This window comes from Mycobacterium sp. NPDC004974, from assembly GCF_053600815.1.
Window position 1 is genome coordinate 400,201 of record NZ_JBSGAQ010000005.1, and the last position, 23,723, is coordinate 423,923.

The 23,723-nt window shown below is 67.1% G+C and carries 22 protein-coding genes; 9 read left to right on the plus strand and 13 right to left on the minus strand.

Annotation, left to right across the window (positions count from 1 at the left end; all coding sequences use genetic code 11):
* Positions 1–8 precede the first annotated feature (8 nt).
* The 4 genes from ACWEFV_RS15300 to ACWEFV_RS15315 are packed head-to-tail and all read left to right on the plus strand — an operon-like array spanning position 9 to position 4,955.
* Positions 9–1,532, plus strand: a complete 1,524-nt coding sequence (locus ACWEFV_RS15300; RefSeq protein ID WP_450070798.1) for an ABC transporter substrate-binding protein — start codon at positions 9–11, stop codon at positions 1,530–1,532.
* Positions 1,529–2,515, plus strand: coding sequence for an ABC transporter permease (locus ACWEFV_RS15305; RefSeq protein WP_450070746.1), 987 nt, complete (start codon positions 1,529–1,531; stop codon positions 2,513–2,515). The genes ACWEFV_RS15300 and ACWEFV_RS15305 overlap by 4 nt, the downstream gene beginning before the upstream one ends.
* Entirely contained in the window at positions 2,512–3,393 is an 882-nt protein-coding gene (locus ACWEFV_RS15310) for an ABC transporter permease (RefSeq protein WP_450070747.1), read from the plus strand. Before ACWEFV_RS15305 ends, ACWEFV_RS15310 begins: the two co-directional genes overlap by 4 nt.
* Positions 3,390–4,955, plus strand: a complete 1,566-nt coding sequence (locus ACWEFV_RS15315) for a dipeptide ABC transporter ATP-binding protein (protein WP_450070748.1) — start codon at positions 3,390–3,392, stop codon at positions 4,953–4,955. Before ACWEFV_RS15310 ends, ACWEFV_RS15315 begins: the two co-directional genes overlap by 4 nt.
* 16 nt (positions 4,956–4,971) lie before the next feature.
* Here the strand turns inward: ACWEFV_RS15315 and ACWEFV_RS15320 are convergent, their stop codons facing one another.
* A complete protein-coding gene (locus ACWEFV_RS15320) occupies positions 4,972–5,775 on the minus strand; it encodes a class I SAM-dependent methyltransferase (protein WP_450070749.1) in 804 nt (267 codons plus the stop codon).
* 90 nt (positions 5,776–5,865) lie between these two features.
* On the opposite strand from ACWEFV_RS15320, the gene ACWEFV_RS15325 reads away from it, so the two are divergent.
* From ACWEFV_RS15325 to ACWEFV_RS15335, 3 genes are all read left to right on the plus strand, one after another.
* Positions 5,866–6,606, plus strand: coding sequence for an SDR family NAD(P)-dependent oxidoreductase (locus tag ACWEFV_RS15325; RefSeq protein WP_135456002.1), 741 nt, complete (start codon positions 5,866–5,868; stop codon positions 6,604–6,606).
* Complete coding sequence (locus ACWEFV_RS15330) at positions 6,603–6,983, plus strand: hypothetical protein (RefSeq protein ID WP_450070750.1); 381 nt, start codon at positions 6,603–6,605, stop codon at positions 6,981–6,983. The genes ACWEFV_RS15325 and ACWEFV_RS15330 overlap by 4 nt, the downstream gene beginning before the upstream one ends.
* 82 nt (positions 6,984–7,065) lie before the next feature.
* Positions 7,066–7,305, plus strand: a complete 240-nt coding sequence (locus tag ACWEFV_RS15335) for a DUF1918 domain-containing protein (protein WP_135456006.1) — start codon at positions 7,066–7,068, stop codon at positions 7,303–7,305.
* Here ACWEFV_RS15335 and ACWEFV_RS15340 read toward each other — a convergent pair.
* Positions 7,302–8,129, minus strand: coding sequence for a universal stress protein (locus ACWEFV_RS15340; RefSeq protein ID WP_450070751.1), 828 nt, complete (start codon positions 8,127–8,129; stop codon positions 7,302–7,304). The genes ACWEFV_RS15335 and ACWEFV_RS15340 overlap by 4 nt on opposite strands.
* Before the next feature lie 174 nt (positions 8,130–8,303).
* Between ACWEFV_RS15340 and ACWEFV_RS15345 the strand changes: the two genes are divergently transcribed.
* A complete protein-coding gene (locus ACWEFV_RS15345; RefSeq protein WP_450070752.1) occupies positions 8,304–9,887 on the plus strand; it encodes an adenylate/guanylate cyclase domain-containing protein in 1,584 nt (527 codons plus the stop codon).
* A gap of 38 nt (positions 9,888–9,925) precedes the next feature.
* On the opposite strand, the gene ACWEFV_RS15350 is transcribed toward ACWEFV_RS15345, so the two are convergent.
* The 11 genes from ACWEFV_RS15350 to ACWEFV_RS15400 form a co-directional block, all read right to left on the minus strand.
* Positions 9,926–11,500, minus strand: coding sequence for a serine/threonine-protein kinase (locus ACWEFV_RS15350; protein WP_450070753.1), 1,575 nt, complete (start codon positions 11,498–11,500; stop codon positions 9,926–9,928).
* Between the two features lie 114 nt (positions 11,501–11,614).
* Positions 11,615–12,871 carry a formamidase gene (gene fmdA, locus ACWEFV_RS15355; RefSeq protein ID WP_450070754.1) on the minus strand — a complete coding sequence of 419 codons (1,257 nt, stop codon included), beginning with the start codon at positions 12,869–12,871 and terminating at the stop codon, positions 11,615–11,617.
* Between the two features lie 19 nt (positions 12,872–12,890).
* A complete protein-coding gene (locus ACWEFV_RS15360; RefSeq protein ID WP_450070755.1) occupies positions 12,891–13,115 on the minus strand; it encodes a zinc ribbon domain-containing protein in 225 nt (74 codons plus the stop codon).
* A gap of 221 nt (positions 13,116–13,336) precedes the next feature.
* A complete protein-coding gene (locus ACWEFV_RS15365; RefSeq protein WP_286175069.1) occupies positions 13,337–14,518 on the minus strand; it encodes a PucR family transcriptional regulator in 1,182 nt (393 codons plus the stop codon).
* A gap of 93 nt (positions 14,519–14,611) precedes the next feature.
* The gene (locus tag ACWEFV_RS15370) at positions 14,612–15,550 is read right to left on the minus strand and encodes a PDR/VanB family oxidoreductase (RefSeq protein WP_450070756.1); all 939 of its coding nucleotides are present in this window, start codon (positions 15,548–15,550) and stop codon (positions 14,612–14,614) included.
* Positions 15,551–15,569: 19 nt separating this feature from the next.
* Positions 15,570–16,628, minus strand: a complete 1,059-nt coding sequence (locus tag ACWEFV_RS15375; RefSeq protein ID WP_450070757.1) for a Rieske 2Fe-2S domain-containing protein — start codon at positions 16,626–16,628, stop codon at positions 15,570–15,572.
* Positions 16,629–16,640: 12 nt separating this feature from the next.
* Entirely contained in the window at positions 16,641–17,528 is an 888-nt protein-coding gene (locus tag ACWEFV_RS15380; RefSeq protein WP_450070758.1) for a polysaccharide deacetylase family protein, read from the minus strand.
* On the minus strand, positions 17,525–18,499 hold the full coding sequence (speB, locus tag ACWEFV_RS15385; protein ID WP_450070759.1) for an agmatinase: 975 nt from the start codon (positions 18,497–18,499) through the stop codon (positions 17,525–17,527). Before speB ends, ACWEFV_RS15380 begins: the two co-directional genes overlap by 4 nt.
* A gap of 12 nt (positions 18,500–18,511) precedes the next feature.
* A complete protein-coding gene (locus tag ACWEFV_RS15390; protein ID WP_450070760.1) occupies positions 18,512–19,210 on the minus strand; it encodes an SDR family NAD(P)-dependent oxidoreductase in 699 nt (232 codons plus the stop codon).
* A 2-nt stretch (positions 19,211–19,212) separates the two neighbouring features.
* The gene (locus ACWEFV_RS15395; protein ID WP_450070761.1) at positions 19,213–19,914 is read right to left on the minus strand and encodes an SDR family NAD(P)-dependent oxidoreductase; all 702 of its coding nucleotides are present in this window, start codon (positions 19,912–19,914) and stop codon (positions 19,213–19,215) included.
* Positions 19,911–21,371 (minus strand): APC family permease, encoded by a 1,461-nt coding sequence (locus ACWEFV_RS15400; protein ID WP_450070762.1) that lies wholly within the window; start codon positions 21,369–21,371, stop codon positions 19,911–19,913. The genes ACWEFV_RS15395 and ACWEFV_RS15400 overlap by 4 nt, the downstream gene beginning before the upstream one ends.
* A 352-nt stretch (positions 21,372–21,723) precedes the next feature.
* Between ACWEFV_RS15400 and ACWEFV_RS15405 the strand changes: the two genes are divergently transcribed.
* Positions 21,724–23,658 (plus strand): ABC transporter ATP-binding protein/permease, encoded by a 1,935-nt coding sequence (locus ACWEFV_RS15405; RefSeq protein ID WP_450070763.1) that lies wholly within the window; start codon positions 21,724–21,726, stop codon positions 23,656–23,658.
* Positions 23,659–23,723: the final 65 nt, after the last annotated feature.

Consider the following 23,723-nt stretch of genomic DNA (forward strand, 5'->3'; position numbering starts at 1 on the left):
GACCAGCGATGAAAACGTTGGCGGCAGTCCTGGTATTCGTGCTGGCTGCCTGCTCGGCGGCGTGTTCGACGGGCAGCCGAATCGACCTGGGCGACGAGTCGTCGGGCAATCTCATCGCGGCCATCGCAGGGGAACCCGATCAGCTCGACCCACACCGAACCAGCGCCTATTTCTCGTTCGAAGTGTTGGAGAACGTGTTCGACACGCTGGTCGAGCCCGACCAGGACCTACAGATGCGGCCGGCGCTGGCTCAGTCCTGGGAGGTCAGCGACGACCAACTCACCTGGACGTTTCACCTGCGCGACGGCGTGCGCTGGCATGACGGCAGCCCGCTGACCGCCGACGACGTGGTCTATTCGTACCGGCGCATCATCGACGAACAACTGACCAACGTCGACAAGTTCAGTGCCCTCAGCAGTGTCACCGCGCCGGACCCGGCGACCGTGCGGATCACGGTCCGCCGGCCCACCCCGAACCTGCTGACCAACCTCGGCGGGTTCAAGGGCATGGCGATCGTGCAGCGCGCCAACGTCGAGAGCGGGCAGATCGCCACCCATCCGATCGGCACCGGCCCGTTCTCGTTCGCCGGACGGCGCAGCGGTGACTCCATCACGCTCAAGGCCAACCCGCACTATTGGGGAGGTGCTCCCCCAGTTTCCGGGGTGACGTTCCGGTTCATCGCCGAGCCGACGACGGCGTTGTCGGCGCTGCAGGCCGGCGAGATCGATTGGACAGATTCGGTGCCGCCGCAGCGGGTGGCACAGTTGCGCGACGACGACTCGCTGACGCTGGCGCTCACTCCGGGAAACGACTACTGGTATCTGGCGCTCAACGAAGCCCGGCCGCCATGGAATGACCCGCGGGTGCGCGAGGCCATCGCTTACGCCATCGACCGGGATGCGATCGCCGCGGCCACCAGCTACCGCACCGCGGAGGTCAACCAGCTGGCGATCCCGCGCGGCAGCCCGTGGTTCACCGACTATCGCAGCTACCGGTATGACCCCGATGAGGCCAAGGCCCTGTTGGGTCAGGCCGGTGCGGCCCCGAAGCAGCTCGACATGCTGGTGACCAGTGAGTATCCCGAGACCGTGACGGCAGCCCAGATCATCGCTGACAACCTTGCGTCCCTTGGCATCACGGTGAACATCCGCACGGTGGACTTCGCCACCTGGCTCGACGAACAGAACACCGGCCACTTCGACATGCTGATGATGGGGTGGCTGGGAAACATCGACCCGGACGATTTCTACTACGCCCAGCACCACACGCACGGCACGAGCAACGCGCAGAAGTTCTCCGACCCCGAGGTGGACCGACTGCTGGATGCCGGCCGTACCGAGACCGACGTCGCCAAGCGAAAAGACATCTACGCCAAGGCCGCAACCCGGATCGCGGATCAGGCCAGCTACATCTACCTGTACAACCCGTCGGTGATCCAGGCCTGGGCCAACAACCTGTCGGGGTATCAGGTGCGCCGCGACGGTGCCGTCCGGTTCCGCACCGCCGACCTTGACGGAGATGAAACCCGGTGACCCAAAAGGCTTTGAGCACGATTCGTGCGAACCATCCGATCGTGGAGTTCCTGGCCCGCCGGCTGCTGTACTCGGCGGTGGTGCTCATCGGCGTGCTCGTGGTGGTATTCGCCCTGGTACACCTGGTGCCGGGCGATCCGGTCCGCATCGCGCTCGGCACCCGCTACACCCCGCAGGCCTACGACGCGCTGCGAGCGGCCAGCGGCATGGACCGCCCCATCGTCGAGCAGTTCTTCTCGTATCTCGGCTCAGCACTGACCGGCGACCTCGGCGTCAGCTTCCGCAACGGTGACCCGGTCACGGTGACCCTGCTCGACCGGCTCCCCGCCACCTTGTCGCTCGGGGTGGTCGGCATCCTCATCGCCCTGGTGATCGCGCTGCCCGCCGGGATCTTCGCCGCGCTGCGGGAGGGCCGGGCCAGCGACGCGATCGTGCGGGTCGCCAGTCAGTTCGGGGTATCGGTGCCGGATTTCTGGTTGGGCATCCTGCTGATCGGCGTGTTCGCCTCGACGCTGGGCTGGTTACCCACCTCCGGATACCGTCCGCTGCTGGGTGATCCGGGCGGCTGGCTGCGCCACATCATCCTGCCCGGTCTGACGGTCGGCCTGGTGGCCGGCGCCATCATGACGCGCTACGTGCGCTCGGCGGTGCTGGAGGTCGCCGCCATGGGCTACGTCCGCACCGCCCGGTCCAAGGGCCTGGCACCGCCGGTGGTCACTTTCCGCCACATCGTGCGCAACGCGCTGCTGCCGGTGTTGACCATCACCGGGATCCAACTGGCCACGATCCTCGGTGGGGTCATCGTGGTGGAAGTGGTCTTCGCCTGGCCGGGTTTGGGCCGGCTGGTGTTCAATTCCGTTGCCGCGCGGGACTATCCCGTGATCCAGGGTGCGGTGTTGTTGATCGCGGTGCTGTTCCTGCTGATCAACCTGCTGGTGGACGTGCTGTATGCGGTCGTCGACCCGAGAATCCGGCTGTCGTGACCACCACCCAAGATTCCCGCGTCGCATCCTGGCGGCTGCTGTTGTCGAATCCGGTCACCGCGGTCAGCGCCGCGGTACTGCTGGCGGTGCTGATCGTCGCGGTATCCGCATCCTGGATCGCCCCGTACGGCATCAACGACATCGACGTACCCAATGCGCTGCAGAGCCCCGGCACCGCGCACTGGTTCGGCACCGATGAGCTTGGCCGCGACGTGTTCTCACGTGTGCTGGTGGCGATCGCGGCCTCGCTTCGGGTCGCAGTGGTCTCCGTCGCGCTGGCCGCGGTGATCGGCGTGCTGGTCGGTGTGCTCGCCGGCTACCGGGGCGGGTGGATCGACACCGTGGTGATGCGCGTCGTCGACGTCATGTTCGCCTTCCCGGTGTTGCTGCTCGCGCTGGCGATCGTGGCGGTCCTCGGGCCCGGCATCACCACCACGATGCTGGCCATCGGGATCGTCTACATCCCGATCTTCGCGCGGGTCGCCCGGGCGTCGGCGCTCGGCGTGCGGGTGGAGCCGTTCGTCGCGGTGTCGCGGAGCATGGGCACCGGTGACGGCTACATCCTGATCCGGCACATCCTGCCGAACATCGCCGGGCCGTTGATCGTTCAGCTGTCCCTGTCGTTGGCATTCGCGATCCTGGCCGAGGCCGCACTGTCGTTCCTCGGGCTGGGCATCCAACCGCCGCAGCCGTCACTGGGCCGGATGATCTTCGACGCTCAGGGATTTGTCACGCTGGCCTGGTGGATGGCGGTGTTCCCGGGCGCGGCGATCTTCGTGATGGTGTTGGCTTTCAACCTGTTCGGCGACGGGATGCGCGATGTGCTCGATCCGAAACAGCGCACTTCGATCGAGGCGAGAAGGGCAGGGCGCACATGAGCCAGCCGGTGCTGGAGGTCAACGATCTGCGAGTAGCGATCGGTCGCCGCGAGATCGTACGGGGTGTGGCCTTCGAGGTGCACCGTGAGCAGACCGTCGGCATCGTCGGTGAGTCCGGATCGGGTAAATCGATGACGGTGCTGGCCGCCACCGGCTTGTTGGACGCACCGGGTGCCGTGGTCATGGGCACCAGCACCTTGGCCGGCGGTTCCCAGTTGATCGGGGCGTCGGCGCGGGCGCTGCGCGCGGTGCACGGCAGCCGCGTCGGGTTCGTCTTCCAGGATCCCGGGACGTCGCTGAACCCTCTGCTGTCCCTGGAACGGCAGATCACCGAAACCCTTGAGACACACCGCAAGATGACCCGGCGCCAGTCGCGGGTGCGGGCCGGTGAGCTGCTCGAGGCGGTCGGACTGTCCCCCGATCGGCTCGATGCGTACCCGCACCAACTGTCCGGCGGGCAGCGTCAGCGGGTGATGATCGCGATCGCCCTGGCCTGCGATCCGGAACTGCTCATCGCCGATGAACCGACGACCGCGCTCGACGTCACCACCCAGGCCCAGATCATCGAGCTGGTGGCCGATCTGCAGCGGGATTTCGGAACTGCGGTGGTGTGGATCAGTCACGACCTCGGGGTCATCGGCCAGGTAGCCGATGAGGTGACCGTGCTGCGCGACGGCGAGGCCGTCGAACAGGCACCGATCCTCGAGGTCTTCGATCATCCCCAGCACGCCTACACCCGCGAGTTGCTGGCAGCCCGGCCGCTGCTCGACGGCGCCGGACCCGCACCCGCCCCGGCCGATACACCGGTTCTGTTGCACATCAACGAACTTGACGTGCGGTACGGATCGGTGCATGCCGTCAAGGACGTCTCGTTTCAGCTGCGACGCGCGACAACGCTGGGGATCGTCGGCGAATCAGGGTCGGGCAAGTCGACGGTGGCCGCCGCGCTCACCGGGCTGGCGGAGCCGTCGGCGGGTACCGCGACGCTGGACGGCCAGGACGTCTTCGCCGGCGGGCGCGCCCTGCGCCGGCGGATCAGCCTGGTGTTCCAAGATCCGTTCGCTTCACTCGATCCGCGGGCCCGGGTCAGCGCTGCGATCGGCGAGCCGCTGCGCGTGCACCGGCTGAGCTCGGGGCGTCGGGCCCGCGCCGAGCGGGTGGCTGAGTTGCTCGAACTTGTGGGACTGCCAACAGATTTCGCGTCACGGTATCCGCACGAGCTGTCCGGCGGCCAGCGGCAGCGGGTCAGTATCGCCCGGGCGCTGGCCACCGAACCCGACGTGGTCATCCTCGACGAGTCGACGGCGTCCCTGGATGTGTCTGTGCAGTCGCGGGTGCTGGACCTGTTGTCCGAGCTGCAGCGCGAGCTGGGATTGACCTACCTGTTCATCGCGCACGACCTGGCGGTGGTGCGCCGGATGTGTCACGACGTGCTGGTGATGCGGGCCGGCGAAGTGGTCGAGTACGGCCCGGCCACCGAGCTGTTCACCGCACCTGAGCACTCCTACACGCGCACACTGCTGGCCGCGGTTCCGCCGGCCAGACCGCGGCAGCGGGCCTGACATCCTCAGATCGGATCTACTTCCGGATACGTGCAATACCCATCAGGTGGTTGGTCATATCCCTGATGCCGGGGAGATGGCCGCTGAGCCGGACCAAGCTCAGCGCCGCCTGGTGGATCTCCTCATCGACGACCGGAAGCTCCTCCAGGGCAAATCCATTGGCACCTTCGATTGCGTGGGCCTCTGCATCGGGCAAGCCTGCCGCTGCCATCTCCCGGAGGAGTTCTTCACCGGTGTGGAAATGGCCGCCCGGGAATCGGACGGTTGCAGGCGCGTCTCCGCGCTCCAGCAGTGCGATCAGCTCGGCGGGATATGTCGCGCCCGTCAGATCGTCCCGCCCCAGGGTGTTGACGGTGTGGCAGGCGAACCGGGTGATCACCGCCGCAAACAGCCAGCCGCCGGACCGGGCGACCCGTTTGGACTCCCTCAGGCAGTTGATCCGGATGCGTTGGGAAACAATGTGATACAGCGGCCCGAACATCAGGACAACGTCGAACGCATCGTCCGGGAAGTTGAGGTCGCGAGCATCGCCGATCTCGGCGATGAAGGTGCCGCAGCGGCGAGCGGTGGCCACATGGTCGGGTACCGGGTCGATCAGAACCACGTCGTGCCCCTGCTCGGCGAGGGCGGCCGCATGGACACCCGTCGCACCCCCGATATCCAGAATCCTCGACCGTGGCGCGATCCGGGTGCCGACCAGTTCCTGGACACGCTCGAATTCCAACCGCCCCTGTGCCGATCGGGTTCGCAGCCGCTCGGATTCGGTGAATTCGTCGGTGTAATAGGCCTGAATTCGCACGTCCAGATCCGGCTGATTCATCCTCGTCACGATAATGACGTCGGATACCGGCCACCATTGATTTAAGCCACCCAGTCAGCGCCCGCCAGACCGCGTGAGAAGGTGTGAGCCATGACAGCTCTGGATGGAAAGGTCGCGTTGGTCACCGGTGCCTCATCGGGTCTCGGCGCGGCAGTGGCCCAATTGTTCGCCGCACGCGGCGCCTCGGTGTTCGGTGTCGCCCGCGACGCCGAGCGGATGGCGACAGTCTTCGAGGACGTGCCCGGCGGCGCATATGCCTCGGTGGACATCTCCTCCTCGGAAGCCTGCCGGGACGCGGTGGCCCAGTGTGTCGAGAAGTTCGGCCGCCTCGACGCCCTGATCAACGTCGCGGGATTCCACCAGATGCGCCACACCGTCTCGGTCACCGATGAGGACTGGGACAAGGATCTCGCGGTCAACCTGAACGGTCCGTTCTTCCTGTGCCGGGCGGCCCTGCCCCATCTGCTGGAGGCCGGCGGCAACATCGTCAACGTCGCCTCCATCGCCGGAATCGAGGGTGAGGTCTACTCGGCCGGATACTGCGCGGCCAAGCACGGGCTCGTCGGCCTCACCCGTGCCCTGGCCATCGAGTTCACCTCGGAGCGGCTTCGCGTCAACGCGGTGTGCCCGGGCGGCATGCTCACCCCGCAGACCACCGAGTTCGCCGCACCGGAGAACGCCGACTGGAACCTGATCATGAGGATCGCCGCGCCCCGCGGAATGATGGACGTGGCCGACGTCGCCAAAACCATCGCATTCCTGGCCAGTGACGACGCCGCCGCCGTGCACGGCGCGGTGTACATCGTCGACGCGGGCAAGACAGCGGGATGAGGACCACCACGCTCTCCCCCGCGACGCATCGCAGTGTGGCGGTCGCCGGGTCGGCCGCCACTGCGGCCAGCGCGGCGGTGGCCGGATCGGCCGCGACCGTCACCAGTGTCGGAGTCGCAGGATCGGCGGCCACCGCGTCCAGCGCCGGGGTGGCCGGCTCGGCGGCGACGGCCGGCAGCGCCGCCGTATTCGGAAGCGCGCTCACCCTGCTGTCATTCGCGATGATGGGCTGTCTGGCCTGTATCGGCTGCTTCGCGTGCCTGCGGTGTGTGGGTTGCCTCGGCTGCGCGCGCTGCCGCGACTGCGTCGGCTGCGTGGGCTGCTACAACTGCTCAGGCCTGCGCAACGCGCGCGGCCTCCGCGATGTTCACGTGTGAATCTTCTCGGCGCACGGTTCCTTCCGCGGCCTGACGCGCGCACGATAGGAGTGTCCGCCTGGTACGGCGAAGGGAGCGGACGATGAAAGCCCACGTCGGCGATTTTCTGGTAGTCAAAGGCACCACCACCGACCAGCACGATCAGCACGCCGAGATCCTCGAGGTGCGCACCGAGGACGGATCTCCACCGTTTGTGGTGCGGTGGCTGGTCACCGGCCATGAAGCGACGGTCTATCCCGGCCCTGACGCGGTCGTGGTCTCGGCCGCCGAACACTCCCGTGCGGCCGAACGCGCAGCAGAGCGTCAAGGCCGCCGAGGCTAGCCGCCCGGAACCACCAGGACCGGACGGTAGGTGCGCTGCAGCGTCGCGGCAGCCACACTGCCCAGCAGCACCTTCTTCAGCGCCGACCGCCCGCGCGAGCCCACGACGACGACAGCGGCCCGTTGATCTTCGGCAAAGGCGACCAATGCGTCAGCGGTCGCTCCGGCGCCGGACCCGCGGAATCTGGGTACGAGATGCGCTGCCTGGGCTGCGGCAACGTCAACCGCGCCGCCGTCGTCCACCCCGACCGTGACCACCTCACGGGCCGGGAACAGGGCCCGGGCGGCACTCAGCGCTCGCTCCGAACCGGCTGAGCCGTCCACGCCGACCACGACCGGACCCTCGGCCACCGCGTCGTATTCCGCCGAGAGCATGGTCTGGGACACCACCAGCACCGCACGGGGCGCGTGGTGCACCACGAGGTCCGAGACACTGCCGAGCTTCGAGTCGCTCGCACCGATCCCTCGGGCACCGACGATCAACACGTCGGGTTCGAGTTGTTCGGCCACCTGCGCCAACCCCAGGCCCTCGCCCGCCCAGGTGCGCTTGACCAGCGGCTCGGGATTCCAGCCGGCCGCTCGCGCCAGGATGACGCCGGTGTCGACCAACCGTGCGGCCTCACCCTCGCTTTCGTGATCGACCAGATCGATCAACTCGTCGACATTGCGCGCCGAATGCCGCAGCCGGGCCCGTAACCCCTTGCTGCCGAACGGCGGCGTGCACAGATAGACGACCACCGCGTCGGCGGCCGGGAACAGTGCGGCGCCGCTGCGGATCGCCGCGTTGGCCGCCAGCGACCCGTCATAACCGAGCACTACCAACATGTGTGTCCCCTTGTTCCGTTCGTGCATCCGATTCCAGACTAAAGGGCCGGTGGGGATATCCGACGCCACCGGCAAGTAGCGGAGCAGATTGGCGCGAAGGCTTCGCGCGCCGAGCAGGAAACAGGTAGCCGACTACCCTATCGAGCACCCGCGCCACGCGCGCACGCTTTGTTCATGGACGCCACCGTCAACGGCTTGGCACACCTCGACGCTTCCATCGCTGTCGCCCCCGCCGACATCGGGGCCGAACTTCGGGACCAGACGTTCAAGCGGTGGGTGTGGGGTGCGGCCGTGGTCAGCGCCGGGGGCGGCGGGATCGTCGGCGCCTTCCTGGCCTTCGCGGCGCCCATCGTGTTGAGCCCCGCGGACACCCATCGCCTGCTGATCCGCGGGGGCAGCGTGCTCATCGTGTTCCTGGCGGTGGCGGTTCCGGTGATGCTGCGGGTACGGCGGCGCCGGTTCGCCGCCAGCACGGCCTGGCTGAGCGAGGGGCGTGCGCCCACCGCGGAGGAACAGCGGATGACGCTGGGCGCCCCGGGTGAGGCGGTCCGGTTGTCCGCTGCGGTGTGGGGCGTCGGGGCGGTGATCTTCGGGTCGCTGGCGCTCACTCAGCAGGTGTCCACCGCGGTGTACATCTTCAGCGTGGTCGCGCTGGGCGGCATTTCGACGAGCGCGGTGTGGTACCTGATCGTCGAACGGGTCATGCGGCCGGTGTCGGCACGGGCGCTCGACGGTGCCACCCCGGACCGACGATTCGGACCGACGATCGGGCGCCGGCTGGTGATGGCATGGCTCCTCGCGACGGGAGTTCCGTTGTTCGGCATCGCGGTGTTGGCGGCCAGCTATCTGGCCGACGTCGGCTTCCTGGCCGAGCGCACCTTCGCGGCCATCCTGATCCTGGTGGCGGTGGCGATCGTGGTGGGTCTGTTCGCGATCCTGATCGCCATCCGGTCGGTGACCGACCGGGTCACCGCGCTGCGCCGCGCCCTGGCCCAGGTGCAGGCGGGCGACTTCAGCGCCCGGGTCGAGGTCGACGACGTCAGTGAAATCGGGCGGCTACAAGCCGGTTTCAACACCATGACGGCCGGCCTGGCCGAGCGTGAACGGATCCGCGACACGTTCGGCACTTACGTGGATCGCGATGTGGCCGAACACATCCTGTGCGCCGCCGGATCGTTGGAAGCTCAGGAGATGGATGTCACCCTGATGTTCGTCGACGTGCGCGGATTCACCACACTCGCCGAGCGGCTGCGGCCCACCGAGGTGGTGACGACACTGAACCGGCTGTTCGAGCGGATCGTCCCGATCGTGCACGACCACGGCGGCCACGTCGACAAATACGCGGGTGACGGGCTGATGGCGGTCTTCGGGGCGCCCCGGCGCCAGGACCGTCACGCCGATGACGCCTTCGGTGCCGCGCTGCAGATCGCCGACGCGGTGCACGAGGAGTTCAGCGGCAGCCTGACGGTCGGCGTGGGCCTGAACTCCGGACCGGTGGTGGCCGGAAATGTCGGTGGCGCAGGGCGTTTGGAATTCTCGGTGATCGGCGACGCGGTGAACGTCGCATCCCGGGTCGAGACCGCCACCCGCCAGACCGGCGACACCGTGCTGCTGACCGCCGCCACGTTGAGTCAACTCACCGGGGACCGAGGCGATTTCGAGCCCCGGCCGGGGTTGGCGCTCAAGGGCAAGACCAATCCGGTCGCCGTGTACGCCCCCGTTTCAGCAAAGGCGCACGTAGTGAAATCGGCCTCCTGACAGGGCTTTTCGTCGGCCGTATGTCACGCGGTCGCGTATCAGCGCTCACCGTATTCCAGAGGCGGTTCTGACGAATCGACCTTGCCGTAGCTGCTGATCGTGAGACCGTCGGGCCCCACCTCATAGCGCGCACCGTCGGCGGGGTTGACGGCCACGAAGCCGTTGCCGGACCGTTCGGCGGTGGGGATCTGGAGGTTGGCGCCGTCGCTGAGCCGCTCACCGCGGTAAGAGAAGCTGTCGGAGCCGGTCTGGCAGATCACCGCCAGTGAGGACGCGGTCCGGATCACGGCGGCCGGGGCGCTACCCGCGGGGCACCGTGCGGTGTGGTCGACGAAGCCCTGGTCGTCGGTGCCGCTCACGTTGGCCGTCGCCGACCCTGCCGTGGTCGTGGTCGTCGTCGGCGCCTCGGATGTCGCGCTCGGCGGGGTCGGCGCGGTCAACGTCTCATGGGTGGAGGCGCCGTCGCCGCCGCTCGCCAGGACCGCGGCCAACACGGCGGCGATCCCGAACAGGCCCACCGACACGAGGATCAAGGTGAGCTGGGCCCGGCTGAACCGCGGCTTGCGCGCCGGAGCCGGCGATGCCTGTGGCGGGGGCGGTGGGTACGGCGTGTAGCCGGTGTGGTTCGGGTTGGGGTAGATCGACGAGAACTCGCGGGTGCCCGGTGACGGCGGCTGAGGCTGAGGTTGCGGCTGCGGTTGCGGAGTGAGCCTCGGAGGGGCGGGTGCGGGCGCCGGAGTGGGCGGCAGCAGCGGCGGCGGTGCGGGAGCCGCACCGGAACCGGCCGCGTCGCGGGCAGCCTTGGCCAGTTCACCGGCGCTGGGATAGCGGTCGACGGCGTCCTTGGCCATGCCCTTGGCCACGACGTCGTCGAATGCGCGCGGGATGCCGCGGCGCATGATGCTCGGCCGCGGCGCCGGGGAGAACATGTGGGCGCTCATCAACTGGCGCAGATCGCCCGTCTCGAACGGTGGCCGGCCGATCAGCATCTCGTAGAGCAGGCACGTCAGCGCATAGACGTCGGCAGCCGGCCCGACCGGGCCACCGGAGAACCGCTCCGGCGCCATGTAGGCACTCGATCCGATCAGCACACCCGTCATCGTGACGCTGGCCTCGCCCCCGACGTGAGCGATGCCGAAGTCCACCAGGTAGGCGAAGTCATCGGCGGTGAGCAGGACGTTCTCCGGCTTGATGTCACGGTGCACCAGGCCGTCGGCATGCGCGGCGTCCAATGCCGCGGCCACCTGCGTGACGATCGCGGTGGCCCGCTCCGGGGACAGTGGGCCGTTGGTCCGCAGCAGCTCCTTGACGCTGGCGCCCTCGACCAGCCGCATGTCGATGTACAGCACACCGTCGATCTCGCCGAAATCGTGCACCGGGATCACGTGCGGTTCCTGCAGCCGCGCCGCCACCCGGGACTCACGCCGGAACCGCTCCTGGAAGCTCGCGTCTGCCGCGATCTCGGTGCGCAGCAGCTTGACCGCCACCATGCGTTCCTTGACCGTGTCGTAGGCCCGGTACACCTCACCCATGCCACCGACACCGATCAGCGATTTCAGCTCGTAGGGTCCGAACCGGGTGCCGAGGCGCGAGGCACCAGGGGGCGGGGTCATTGCGCGATCCTTTCCGGTTGCACCAAGCCCCGGGTCGGGGCGGGCACGCGGTCGTCTCGGTGACGAGGATAGTTCGACCGCGGCCCGGCCCGCCGCGACTGGTGTCCGGAGGTGTCAGTTGAACGACGAGTGCGGGGCCCCCATACCAGGGTCGATCTGCACCGGCCCGGTGACCGACGGCGCGACCGGGAAATCGAAGATCGCGGTCGGGATATACACCGTCGCACAGGCATTCGGAATGTCGACGACGCCGGACAGACGGCCTTCGATGGGGGCAGCACCCAGCAGCAGGTACGCCTGCTCAGGGCTGTAGCCGAACTTGGTCAGATAGTCGATCGCGTGCAGGCAGGCCCGCTGGTAGGACAGGTGCGAGTCCAGGTAGCGCTGTTCACCGTCGAGGGTGACCGAGGTGCCGGAGAATGCCAGCCATTCGGAGTACTGCGGATCGGTGTTGCCGGGCATGAATATTGCGTTCTCGCTCACACCGTAGGTCTCCATGCCGCCGGGGATGACGTCGACGCGCAGGTCGATGAAGCCGCCCATCTCGATGGCACCGCAGAACGTGATCTCGCCATCGCCCTGGGAGAAGTGCAGGTCGCCTACGGAGAGGTTGGCCCCGTCGACGTACACCGGATAGAACACCCGGCTGCCCTTGGTGAGGTTCTTGATGTCCTGGTTGCCGCCGTTCTCGCGCGGTGGCGCGGTGCGGGCCGCCTCGGCGGCGGCCAAGGTGGCGGCGTCCCCGGTCAGTCCGCCGAGGATCGCGTCGCGCGGTTCGGGCGGCAGGGCCAGCGGCGGCACCCGGTCGGGGTCGGTCGCGATCAGTGCGGCCTCGCGGGTGTTCCACTTCGCCAACAGCCCGGTCGAGGGCGCGGTCCCCATCAGCCCGGGGTGCACGATGCCGGTGAACTCCACGTGCGGGACGTGCCGTGAGGTGGCCTTTTGACCGGAGAAGTCCCAGATCGCCTTGTAGGCGTCAGGGAACTGATCGGTGAGGAAGCCGCCGCCGTTGAGCTTGGGAAAGATGCCGGTGTAGCCCCAGCCCTGGCCGGCCAGCGGCCCGGAATCCTCTTGCGGGATGGGGCCGACGTCGAGGATGTCGACGATCAGCAGATCGCCCGGTTTGGCGCCTTCGACGGCGATCGGGCCGGAGAGCACGTGCACCGTCGTCAGCGGTGCGTTGAGGATGTCGTCGGCCGAATCGTCGTTGACGATGGCACCGTCGAACCATTCGCGACAATGCACCCGGAACGAGTCGCCCTGCTTGACCGTCACCGCGGCCGGGATGTCGGGGTGCCACCGGTTGTGGCCCAGCTTCTCCTGATCGGTGAACTTCTTGGTCGAGTCGAGCGGGAATACCAGTTCGGGCATCGATCCTCCTTCGCGGACTTCAGGGACGGGGCAACTTCTGATGGAGCGGGTTGGCGGTGACTTTCTGCCGCCGGCCGCCCGCTGGTGGTCCGGCCACCACTGCGGGACGGTCGGCCGACGCGCGTGTCGCGTCTTGCAGTGACATGGCGGTCGAGCCGCCTCGGCCCAGGTTCGGGGCCGCGACGGTCCTGCGGGCCGGCCCCCGGCAGTCAGGGCAGTCGATCACGTCCGGACGCGCGCTCATCGAGAACATCTTCTTTGTGACGCCACAACCGGACGCACAACGAAATTCGTAGAGAACCAACAGGTTTCCTTAGCGTTGCCGGGAGCTGCTCTGTCGACAAACGTCACACTACCGACGAACACCCGGCTCAGCAGGGCAGTTGGACAACAACACACCACAGCTGAGTCAGGCTGTAGACATCTACAGTTCGGCCGACGTCCCGGTCTGGCGCCGGGGCGAGTTCACGGCCGAGTATGCGGCGCTCGCCCGAGCTGGATCACCTTGTCGTGCACCGGCTTAGCCGCGTCAGCGACGCCCATGCCCATGTTCCGCGCCGCCCACAACGCAATCCGGAAATTGGTCCGGTCGGTTTCATCGAGCGGGTTGGCACCGGTGAGCTCGGCGATCTTGGCCAATCGGTTGCGCAACGTGTTCACATGCACGTACAGCTGGCTTGCGGCTGTCGAGATGTCGTTGCCCGGTGCCAGAAAAGCTTCCAGGGACGGAACCAGGTAGCCGTTGTTCAGCTTGTCGTGGTCGACCAACGGCACCAAGAGCCGGTGGACGAACGGCACGAGACGAACTTTCGGTACCGCAGCCAGCAGTCCGTCCAGCGTGGCGATCTCCTCGATGTGCACCGAGCGCCGCCAGCGGATACCTTCACGCAGCGCTTCGAGCGCCTCGGGAATCGCGTACACCATGGACTGGGCGTCCGGGGCGATGGCGACTCCGCACACCAGATCGGAGGCCGCCAGTTCGGCAGCGAACTGTTCGGAATGGGGGCACAGCGCCACGATGCGGTCATCGAGTATCGCGATTGCACCCGCATGCCGGTCGACGAGCTCGTGCACCCGGGTGTGGACATCCGTGGTGAACGCGCACACCGCTACCGGGGTTCCGGCCAGACCACATTCGGCGAGGGCAGTCTCGACCGGACCGACTCCCAGGGTGCCTGCCATGAACCAGCGCAGTATCGAACCCAGGTCCCGCTCGCGCGTTCCGACCTCCCGATCGGCGATTCTCATGGAATCGGCCCAGTCCACGATCCGCCGGAAGGGCACCGCGGCATGCTGGGCCAGCAATGGCAGGTCCAAGTCGACGCAGGCCTTCACCAGGGCTGCGGGCGGTTCGTCGAACAGATCCCCCAGCCCGACCAGCAGCGCAGTGACACGCCGCCGGCTCAGGGTCTCGACGTAGCGCCGGATCGAATCGTCCGGCTGATCGGCTACGGGTACCCCGATGCTGAGGATCAACTCCTCCCCCGACAGGTACTGCGACGGGTCGACGAGTTCGGTGGGATACACATAGCGGATCGGCCGGTCGAGATCGCGAATCGGCGTCAAAGTGTCGACATGCAGGCTCGGCTGGGCCAGCAATTCCCTGAGCAGCACGGTGCCGTCGTGGGGTGTCGCCTCTAAGGTCATGCTGTCCTCGTCCGCTAGCTGGTCATCGACGGACATCGGAACACTCCTGCGGGCACGCTCATGGCAGCGGAGTTTAGAGCCATGAACGCGTCCTCACAGGTCGAGCGTGATCTTTCCGCCGAGAGAGCGGGACACGCAGATCATCATCGAGGTGTTGGCCGCCCGCTCGGCCTCGGTCAGCAGATCGTCGCGATGGTCGACCTCGCCGGCGAGCACCTTGGTCTCACACGTTCCGCAGAATCCACTCGTGCACGAGAACGCGGTGTCGGGGGCCGCATCGAGAACCGCCTCCAGCACGCTCTTGTTCGGCGGGACCACCACCGTGGCACCGGTGCGGGCCAGCTCCACCTCGAAGGCGCCGTTACCGAACCCTCCGGTGGGCGCCGCGGTTGCGGCGAACCGCTCGACGTGCAGTTCGACATCCGGGTAGCCGGCGCTGAGGTCGGCGACGGCAGCCAGCATGGGCGCCGGGCCGCAGCAGTAGACATGGGTCCCGGCCGGACTGTCGGCGAACACGCCGGCGATGTCGGGCAGCCCCATCTCGTCCTGCGGGATCAGCGACACGCCGTCGATGCCGGCCAGGCGGTCGGCAAAGGCCATGGCGGCCCGACTACGGCCCCCGTAGATCAGCGTGAACTCGGGACTGACCGGGGCGCTGCGTAACTCATCGATCATCGCCGCGATCGGGGTTATCCCGATACCGCCGGCGATGAAGAGGTACCGCGGCGCCGGGCTCAGCGCGAAGGCGTTCTGGGGCACCCCGACCTCGACCACGTCGCCGATACGCAGCATCTCGTGCACCTCGCGGGAGCCGCCGCGGCCGTCGGCGACCCGCAGCACCGCGATGGTGTACCGGTACGGATCGTCGCGCGGACCGCACAGGGAGTACTGCCGGACGCGTCCGGACGGCAATGTGATGGGGATGTGCGCACCGGCTGCCCATGCGGGCAGCCGGTCGCCGGTGGGGCTGGCGAGCACCACCGAGATGACGTCGGTGGCTTCCAGCCGCAGTTGAATGACATTCAGCTTCATAGAGGTAGCGGTTGCCGGTTCAGACCCGAGCGTGGCCGTTTTCGGCGGGCACCTCGACTTGCGCCGCGATCAGGTTCCGCTCCTGCTGAATCGTCTGCACCGCATGCTGGGTCGCGCGCCGGTAGTTCAGCGTGTAGATGTCGGCCGGCGCCGACACCTCGAACGCCTGCCCGGCAAGCGGAACCTCCTTGGGTTCAAGACCTTCGAGCACCGGGGTGTCCTCGTTGAAGACCTTCGTCTCGATCTCCAGGATCTCGTCGACCGTTCCGCCGCGGAAATCCTTGTCGGTGGCCACACCCCAGAAGATGATGCACTTGTCGTAGCTGACCGGCGACGGGAAATCCACCAGATACCGCTTGCCGAGCGACTCGCCGAAGTCGTACAGGATGGTCGCGATTCCCGGCGCGTACGAGTGGTAGTGCATCCAGGCATCGCCGACATCGGAGAAGTCCGAATCGGGCACCCCCGGGTAGAAGTAGGACGCCCACACCTCACGACCGTCGCGCTTGACGGCCAGCTCGTCCACCACCGGGTTGACCTCGCCCATCGAAGGCGCATGCACGAACGGGAAATGGGCCATGTCCCGGAAGTTCTCGGTGGCCGCCATGAATCCGCACTCGGCGTGAATGGGCTCCGCCGCACGCCATTCCAGCTCCAGGCCGCCGATCTCAGGCGGATGTGGCAAGTCGAACACCGGGTCGCCCAGGCACGTCCAGACGTGTTCGAATCGCTCGATCACCGGATAGGACTTGATCTCCGCCTTCGGCGGAATCCGTTGTCCCTCGGCCAGAGACGGGATGTGACTGCACTGCCCACTCTGCCCGTCGAACCGCCACCCGTGGTACGGGCAGGCGATGCTGTCGCCGACGACCTTGCCGTCGGCCAGGTTGCCGCCCCGGTGGATGCAGCGCCGGTCGGTCACCCGGGCCGCACCGGTGGAATCACGGAACACCACCAGCTTGTGGTCGAGCAGGGTGGCAGACTGCGGGGTGTCGATGTCCTGGGACCGGGCCACCACGAACCACACATGCTGGTAGGCCTCGCGCAGCTTGTCCGGGGTGAGGGCTTCGCGTTTCATCGAGAATTCTCCTTAAGGTTCGGCGGGGATGTTCAGCTCGGGGCGGGTCAGAGTGCGCGGCGTCAACGCCTGTTCGCGGACATATCCGGCGATCTCGGCCATGCCCGCGACCCAGACGTCGTCCATGGCACACACTTCGGCAATGAACTCGCGCAGCGCCGCCGCACGGCCCGGACGTCCGCTGAGGAACGGGTGGTTGGTCAGGATCCAGGCACCGCCGACATCACGCATCGCGTCGAGTTCGGCGCGCCACAGCTCGATGGCCTTGGCCGGAGTCTCGATCAGGCCAGTCCCGGAGAAATCGGGAACGAAGCAGTACTGCTGCCAATCGTCCAGCGCCCAGCTCACCGGGAGTTCCACCAGCGCGGACTGGTCATCGACGGCCAGCTCGTACGGGTGATCGGAATCCATCAGGGTGGAGTCGTAGAGGAAGCCGAACTCGGCGAGCAGTTTCGGTGTGTGCCAGTTCATCTCCCACATCGGCGCGCGATAGCCGACCGGTGTCACCCCGACCACGTTCTGCAGCGCCCGCAGCCCGCGGTCCAGAATCTCGCGCTCGGTCTGTTCGTCGACGCCGACCAGCGACTCGTGCAGGTAGCCGTGGTGGGCGATCTCGTGCCCGGCCGCCGCGATCGACCGGATCGGCTCGGGGTGCCGGTGCGCGGTGTAGCCGGGTACGAAGAACGTTGCCGGAACCTGCAATTCGTCGAGTATCGACAGCAGGCGGGGAACCCCGACCAGCGGACCGTAGGCCTGGTGCGACATCGCGCCCATGCGGTCGGCGAACGCCGGATCGGTTGTCAACAGCGGAGATTCGGCATCCACGTCGAAGGTGAATGCGACGGCGCAACGCTTTCCCTCCGGCCAGGACACCGGTCCGGCAGGCGTCAAGGGGATCATGATCGAGCCTTTCTTCCGAATACGGACAGGAATTCCCAGGTGACGTTGGCGGCGGCGATCGCGGTGATCTCGGCATGGTCGTAGGCCGGTGACACTTCCACCACGTCGACGCCGACCAGGTTCACGCTGTCCAGCCCGCGCACGATCTCGAGCAGTTCACGGCTGGTCATGCCGCCGGCCTCGGGCGTGCCGGTGCCCGGCGCATGCGCCGGGTCGAGCACGTCGATGTCGACCGAGACATATACCGGCGCGTCTCCCACCCGCTCGCGGATGCGCTGGATGATGCCGTCGGTTCCGAGCGCGCCGATCTGCTTGCAGGTGATGACGGAGAAGCCGAAGTTCGCGTCCTCGACCAGATCCTGCTTGTCATAGATGGATCCGCGCACTCCGACGTGCAGGCTGCGATCGAGCAACAGGCCTTCCTCGAAGGCTCGCCGGAACGGTGAGCCGTGGGTGATGTCGGCCCCGTAATAGCTGTCCCAGGTGTCCAGGTGCGCATCGAAATGCACCAGCGCCACCGGGCCGTGCACCGCGTGGACCGCGCGCAACGACGGCAGCGCCACCGAGTGATCGCCGCCGAGGATCACCGCACGCGTTCCCTCGGCCTGAAGTTCGGTCAGCTGCGCTGCGATCTGGTCAACCGCCTCGCTGATGTCGAACGGGTTGCACGCGATGTCGCCGGCGTCGGCGAACTGGCAGACCTCGAACGGTTTGATGTCGAGCTCGGGGTTGTAGCCACGGATGAGGCGGGATCCTTGACGAATCGCGTTGGGGCCGAACCGGGCTCCGGGCCGGTAGGTCACAGCGCTGTCGAACGGCACGCCCACCACCACGACGTCGGCCCGTGCCACATCTGACAGGCGGGGCAGCCGGGCGAAGGTCGTCCACCCCGCGTAGCGCGGCTGCACTTGGGGGTCCGCCGGGCCCACGATCGCGTCGCGGGCGTTGTCCCCGGGTATTGCTTGGTTCATTGATTGCCTTTCTTAAACACGATTTCGGGACAACCCGCCATCGACATTGACGATCTGTCCCACGGCCGCACCGAGTTGACGCTGGCTCAACAGTCCAATGACCGCGGCTGCCTGCTCGACGGTGCCGGTCCGCCCGCCCGGCGGCTGCCCGCCGGCGCCGTCACAGACCGACCATTCCGAATCCAGGGCACCGAGGGCGACGGCGTTCACTCCGACCCCGAAGCCACCGAAGTCACGGGTCAGTGATTTGGTGAGCGCGACGATCCCTCCGGCCGCCGTGGCGACCGCGGCCAGGCCGTCTCCGCCGACATGCCAGCGCGAGTTGGTCAGCACGATGCGTCCGCCGGTCCCGCTGTGCCGCATGTGATCCGCGGCGGCCTGCGCGTACAGGAAGCTGCCGGTCAGGGTGGCGTCGACATGCGCCCAGAATTCGGCCATCGACTGGTCGGCGAGCGGCGCCACCACGGGCAGGCCGTGCGCCACAACCAGCACATCGATTCCCCCCATGTGTGCGGCGGCCTTGGCCACCGCGTCACTCACCTCGGATCGGTTCACCGGATCGGCCTTGACCGTGATTTCCCCAGGCGCGGCAACACCGTCTGCGCTGACCGTTCCCACCGTCAGTGCACCTCGTCCGGCGAAATGATTCCGCACCGCGGCGCCGAGCCTGGTGTCGACGCCTGTGATCAGTACCCGATCGATCTCGGTCATCGTCATATCACCGTTCCGCTGTTGACCGACAACACTTCTCCGCACAGGAACAGGTCCTCCTCCAGCAGGCCACGGACCAGTTCGGCGACCTCGGTGGGCAGCGCGATGCGCCGGGCCGGCAGGGTCGAGACGAATTCCTCGGCGCGTTCCCATGATTCGGCTTCCAGCAGCGGGGTGTCGCACGGCCCGGGTGCCACGGCGTTGACCCGGACCCCGTCGGCGGCGACCTCCACCGCGATGCTGCGCAACAGGCTCAATGCAGCGCCTTTGGCCGCGGCGTAGTGGGCGTCATTGCTGCCACCGCCGATGGCGCGTTCCGAGGCGATGCCGACGATGCGCCCGCTGCCCCGTCGCCGCATGTCCGGCAGGACGGCCCGGCACACGTGGGCCAGACCACCTACGTGCACCCGCAGCATCCGCTCCCAGGCGGGCTGCTCGATGTCCAGCGCCGGGGTCTCCGCGTAGTGCCCGGCACATATGACCGCGGCATCGATCCGGCCGAATGCGTTGTGCACCTGGGCGACCGCCTCGGTGACGGCGTCCTCGTCGGCGACGTCGGCGACGAGCCACAGGTCGGTGTCGGGCGCGGGTTCCCGCGAGATGGACGCAACGGTCCAGCCCCGATCGCGCAGCAGCGCCGCGATCGCCGCCCCGATGCCGCTGCCGGCACCGGTCACCACGGCCACGGGTTTGTCGGCGTTCACACCGGCTCCTTGGTCAGTTCGGGTGCGACTGCCGCGGGCTCACCGGTCTTGGGTTGCCCCACCTTTCGGGTCTTCACGATGACGCTGCCCAGTGCCAGGATCACGCCCATCGCCACGAAGAACGCCCAGTTGATGTACCAGGAGTCGGACACGGTGCGCGGCCAAACAATGTTGAGGAAGGCGAATCCCGCCCACAGCGTCGCCAGCAGTGCCACCGGCGTGCTGAGCTTGCCCAGGTGCCACGGCCCCGGTACCCATTTGCCCCGCAACCGCGCCACCAACCCCGTCACCAGCGGGAACAGAAATGCCAAGTAGTAACCACCGGCGGTGAAGGTCACCAGCACGGAGTAAACATCGGTGGCAGAGATGAGGTAGACGACGGCGCCGATCACCGTGGTGACCAGGATCGCACTGACCGGTTGGGCCTCTGCCTTGGACAACTTGGACAGCACTCGTGAGCCCGGCAGCACCCGGTCCCGCGCGAAGGCCCAGATGACCCGGGAAGCCGAGGCCTGCAGGGCCAGGAAGCTCGCCAGAAATCCGATCACGAAAGCCAGCAGAATCGGCTTGACCCAGGATTCGCCCAGCGCAGCACCAAGTACATACGTCACCGGATCGGAGACCTCACCGGAGCTGATCTTGCTGAAATCCGGCACCGCCAGCGTGACGGCCAACGACGCATAGGCGATGACGATGGCGATGAAGGACACCGAGAACAGCATCGCCTTGGGCACGTTGCGCTGCGGTTCCTTGACCTCTTCGGCGATCGCACCGGCGCTTTCGAAGCCCAGGATGGACCAGCTGGTGAACCCCAGCGCAGCCAGGAAGGGCCCCGAGATATAGGCCCATGACCAACCACTGCCGAGGTCGATCCCCTGCAGGATCACGTCGAGACCGTGGTGGCGATGAAACAGAAGCAGGTAGGTGCCCAGCCCTATCGAGGCCACGATCTCGGCGACGATGCTGCCCAACATGAGTGTCTTCAAGAAGATGCGGCCCGCGATGTTGGCGCCGGTGCCGGCGAGCAGGATCAGCAGCGCGATGAAGCTCTGCTGTACCGCACTCGGGCTTCCGATCCCGATCAGCTCCGCCAGAAATCCGGCGCCGCCGTAGGCCACGGTGGCCATGATGATGACCAGTGCCCACATGTAGACCCAGCCGGCGAACCACCCGGCGATCTCGCCCGCCAGGCGCTTGGTCCACTGGTAGATCGAACCTTCGAACGGCCACCGTGACACCAGTTCGGCGAAGGCCAGCGCCACGATGAACTGGCCCGCGCCGACGATGACGAACGTCCACCAGAAACCGGGGCCGGCGGTCGACAGCGACAGACCGTAGATCCCGTACATGGCAACGATGGGAGAGATGAACGCGAACGCAAACGCGAACGCCGACCACAGCGAGAACTCGCGCTTCAATTCTACTGGCGCAGAATCTATTTGGCTGCCAGACGCCATATGTACCACCTTTCGCCGCCACCAAGACACCGAAGTATGGACATGGGCTCCGGCGTGCGGCATCCCAATACGGCAATCCCGGGTTGGCCCTACAGTCGCGCGGTCGCGGACTGTAGAGACGTACAGCGGCCGCACCGGCGCCGAAACATCCCGGTCTTGCGGCCGTCACGTGGGTGCGCCGCCCTCGAGGTGAACCTGCCGAACTACGCAAGCTCGATCGTGACCACAGGCGAAGTGGTGAGCGCGCTCTCGGTGTTGCACTGAGGCTGGACGGACCGGCTGCGGTAGCTTCCACGCAGGCGCGTCTGGAAATCCAGCCGGCAGGTCCGTCGGCACCTCAGGAGGGATCCCGGTGAATGACGTCAAACCGTTCTCGCCCTCGATCGATTGGAGTTCCGAGCTACTGCACTCCCTGTGGTGGCTGGCGCAGGCCTGGACCATCACGGCGGTGTGCACCCTGGCGGTACTGATCCTGCTCGCCCGCTTCAGCACGTGGGGCCGACAGTTCTGGACCGTCACCGGCGCCTATTTCACCGGGCGCCACAGCCTCAAGCCGTGGCTGACATTGGCCGCGATGCTGCTGTCGGTGATCATCGGTGTGCGACTGGCGGTGTTGTTCAGCTACCAGAGCAATGATCTGTACTCCGCGGCTCAGGTCGCGGTGCAGGGCTGGGCCACCGGCAACGACGAGGTGAGAGTCTCTGGCATCAGGGGCTTCTGGATCGCACTGCTCACCTTTTCGGTGCTGGCCGCAATCCTGGTCACCCGGGTGCTGGTCGACCTGTTCATGACGCAGCGTTTCATGCTGGCCTGGCGGACCTGGCTGACCGACCGGCTCACCGGCGACTGGCTCGACGGCCGTGCCTACTACCGGTCCCGGTTCATCGACCAGACCATCGACAACCCCGATCAGCGCATCCAGTCCGACATCGACGTGTTCACCGCCCTGTCCGGCCCGCAGCCCAACACCCCGCACCAGACCAGCAACGGCACGCTGCCCTTCGGTGCCATCTCCTCGATCGTCTCGGTCGTCTCGTTCACCTCGATCCTGTGGAACCTCTCGGGTGACCTCAGCATCTTCGGACTCCAGATACCGCGCGCGATGTTCTGGTCGGTTTTCGTCTATGTCGCATTCGCCACCGTGATCGCCTTCGCGCTCGGCCGTCCGCTGATCCGGCTGTCGTTCAACAACGAAAAGTTCAACGCCGCATTCCGTTACGCGTTGGTGCGCCTGCGCGACGCGGCCGAGTCGGTCGCGCTGTACCGCGGCGAGAAGGTCGAGCGGTCACAGCTGCGGGAACGGTTCTCCGCTGTCGTCACCAACTACAAACACTTCGTCAACCGCACCATGGTGTTCACCGGGTGGAACCTGTCGATGAGCCACATCATCATCCCGCTGCCGTGGGCCCTGCAGGCCCCCCGGTTGTTCACCGGCCAGATCCAGCTCGGAACGGTCAATCAGTCGGTGGCCGCCTTCGGTGCGATCCAGGATGCGTTGTCGTTCTTCCGCAATTCCTATGACACGTTCGCCGGCTACCGCGCCTCGATCATCCGCCTGCACGGACTGGTCACCGCCGATGAGCAGAGCCGCGCGTTGCCCAAGTTGGATGTCGCAGAACTCGCCGCGGATACCGACAGCCTGGTCGAACTCGGCGACGTCGAGGTACGCAACCCGGCGGGCGAGCAGTTGATCGACGATCTCAGCCTGTCCCTGGCCGCCGGCGAGGCGATGATCATCACCGGCAAGTCGGGCACCGGCAAGACCACGCTTTTGCGAAGCATCGCCCAGCTGTGGCCGTACGCCTCGGGCACGGTGCGGTGCCCGCAGGGGGCCAACGAGACGCTGTATCTGTCGCAGGTGCCCTACGTTCCGTTGGGCGATCTGCGGACCGTGGTGTCCTACCCCCACCAGCCCGGCGACCTGCCCGACAAGGCACTGCAGGATGCCCTGCTCGCGGTCGCCCTACCGCGCTATGTCGGTCGGCTCGACGAGGACGGTGACTGGGCCAAGGTGCTCTCCCCCGGCGAACAGCAGCGCGTGGCATTCGCCCGGGTGCTGCTGACCAAACCCAAGGTGGTGTTCCTCGACGAGGCCACCTCGGCGCTCGACGAGCCGCTGGAATTCATGATCTACAGCCTGATCCGCCGCGAATTGCCCGACACGGTGTTGGTCAGCGTCACCCACCGCTCCACCGTTCATCGCCACCACAACACGCACCTGGAACTGCTCGGCGAGGGACAGTGGCGACTGGGCCGCGTCGACGACATCGAACCGGTCGGCGTGTAACGCCTGCTGGAGATGTCTGGCCGCCCGTCGCCGTCCCCGGTCTGGTAAGACGGGGGGAACGACAC

Bases quoted from the DNA above. Each gene is read 5' to 3' on its own strand.
- ACWEFV_RS15300 (WP_450070798.1), top strand. From the start codon at position 9: ATGAAAACGTTGGCGGCAGTCCTGGTATTCGTGCTGGCTGCCTGCTCG.
- ACWEFV_RS15315 (WP_450070748.1), top strand. From the start codon at position 3,390: ATGAGCCAGCCGGTGCTGGAGGTCAACGATCTGCGAGTAGCGATCGGT.
- ACWEFV_RS15320 (WP_450070749.1), bottom strand. From the start codon at position 5,775: ATGAATCAGCCGGATCTGGACGTGCGAATTCAGGCCTATTACACCGAC.
- ACWEFV_RS15325 (WP_135456002.1), top strand. From the start codon at position 5,866: ATGACAGCTCTGGATGGAAAGGTCGCGTTGGTCACCGGTGCCTCATCG.
- ACWEFV_RS15330 (WP_450070750.1), top strand. From the start codon at position 6,603: ATGAGGACCACCACGCTCTCCCCCGCGACGCATCGCAGTGTGGCGGTC.
- ACWEFV_RS15335 (WP_135456006.1), top strand. From the start codon at position 7,066: ATGAAAGCCCACGTCGGCGATTTTCTGGTAGTCAAAGGCACCACCACC.
- ACWEFV_RS15340 (WP_450070751.1), bottom strand. From the start codon at position 8,129: ATGTTGGTAGTGCTCGGTTATGACGGGTCGCTGGCGGCCAACGCGGCG.
- ACWEFV_RS15345 (WP_450070752.1), top strand. From the start codon at position 8,304: ATGGACGCCACCGTCAACGGCTTGGCACACCTCGACGCTTCCATCGCT.
- ACWEFV_RS15350 (WP_450070753.1), bottom strand. From the start codon at position 11,500: ATGACCCCGCCCCCTGGTGCCTCGCGCCTCGGCACCCGGTTCGGACCC.
- fmdA (WP_450070754.1), bottom strand. From the start codon at position 12,871: ATGCCCGAACTGGTATTCCCGCTCGACTCGACCAAGAAGTTCACCGAT.
- ACWEFV_RS15360 (WP_450070755.1), bottom strand. From the start codon at position 13,115: ATGAGCGCGCGTCCGGACGTGATCGACTGCCCTGACTGCCGGGGGCCG.
- ACWEFV_RS15365 (WP_286175069.1), bottom strand. From the start codon at position 14,518: ATGACCTTAGAGGCGACACCCCACGACGGCACCGTGCTGCTCAGGGAA.
- ACWEFV_RS15370 (WP_450070756.1), bottom strand. From the start codon at position 15,550: ATGAAGCTGAATGTCATTCAACTGCGGCTGGAAGCCACCGACGTCATC.
- ACWEFV_RS15375 (WP_450070757.1), bottom strand. From the start codon at position 16,628: ATGAAACGCGAAGCCCTCACCCCGGACAAGCTGCGCGAGGCCTACCAG.
- ACWEFV_RS15380 (WP_450070758.1), bottom strand. From the start codon at position 17,528: ATGATCCCCTTGACGCCTGCCGGACCGGTGTCCTGGCCGGAGGGAAAG.
- speB (WP_450070759.1), bottom strand. From the start codon at position 18,499: ATGAACCAAGCAATACCCGGGGACAACGCCCGCGACGCGATCGTGGGC.
- ACWEFV_RS15390 (WP_450070760.1), bottom strand. From the start codon at position 19,210: ATGACCGAGATCGATCGGGTACTGATCACAGGCGTCGACACCAGGCTC.
- ACWEFV_RS15400 (WP_450070762.1), bottom strand. From the start codon at position 21,371: ATGGCGTCTGGCAGCCAAATAGATTCTGCGCCAGTAGAATTGAAGCGC.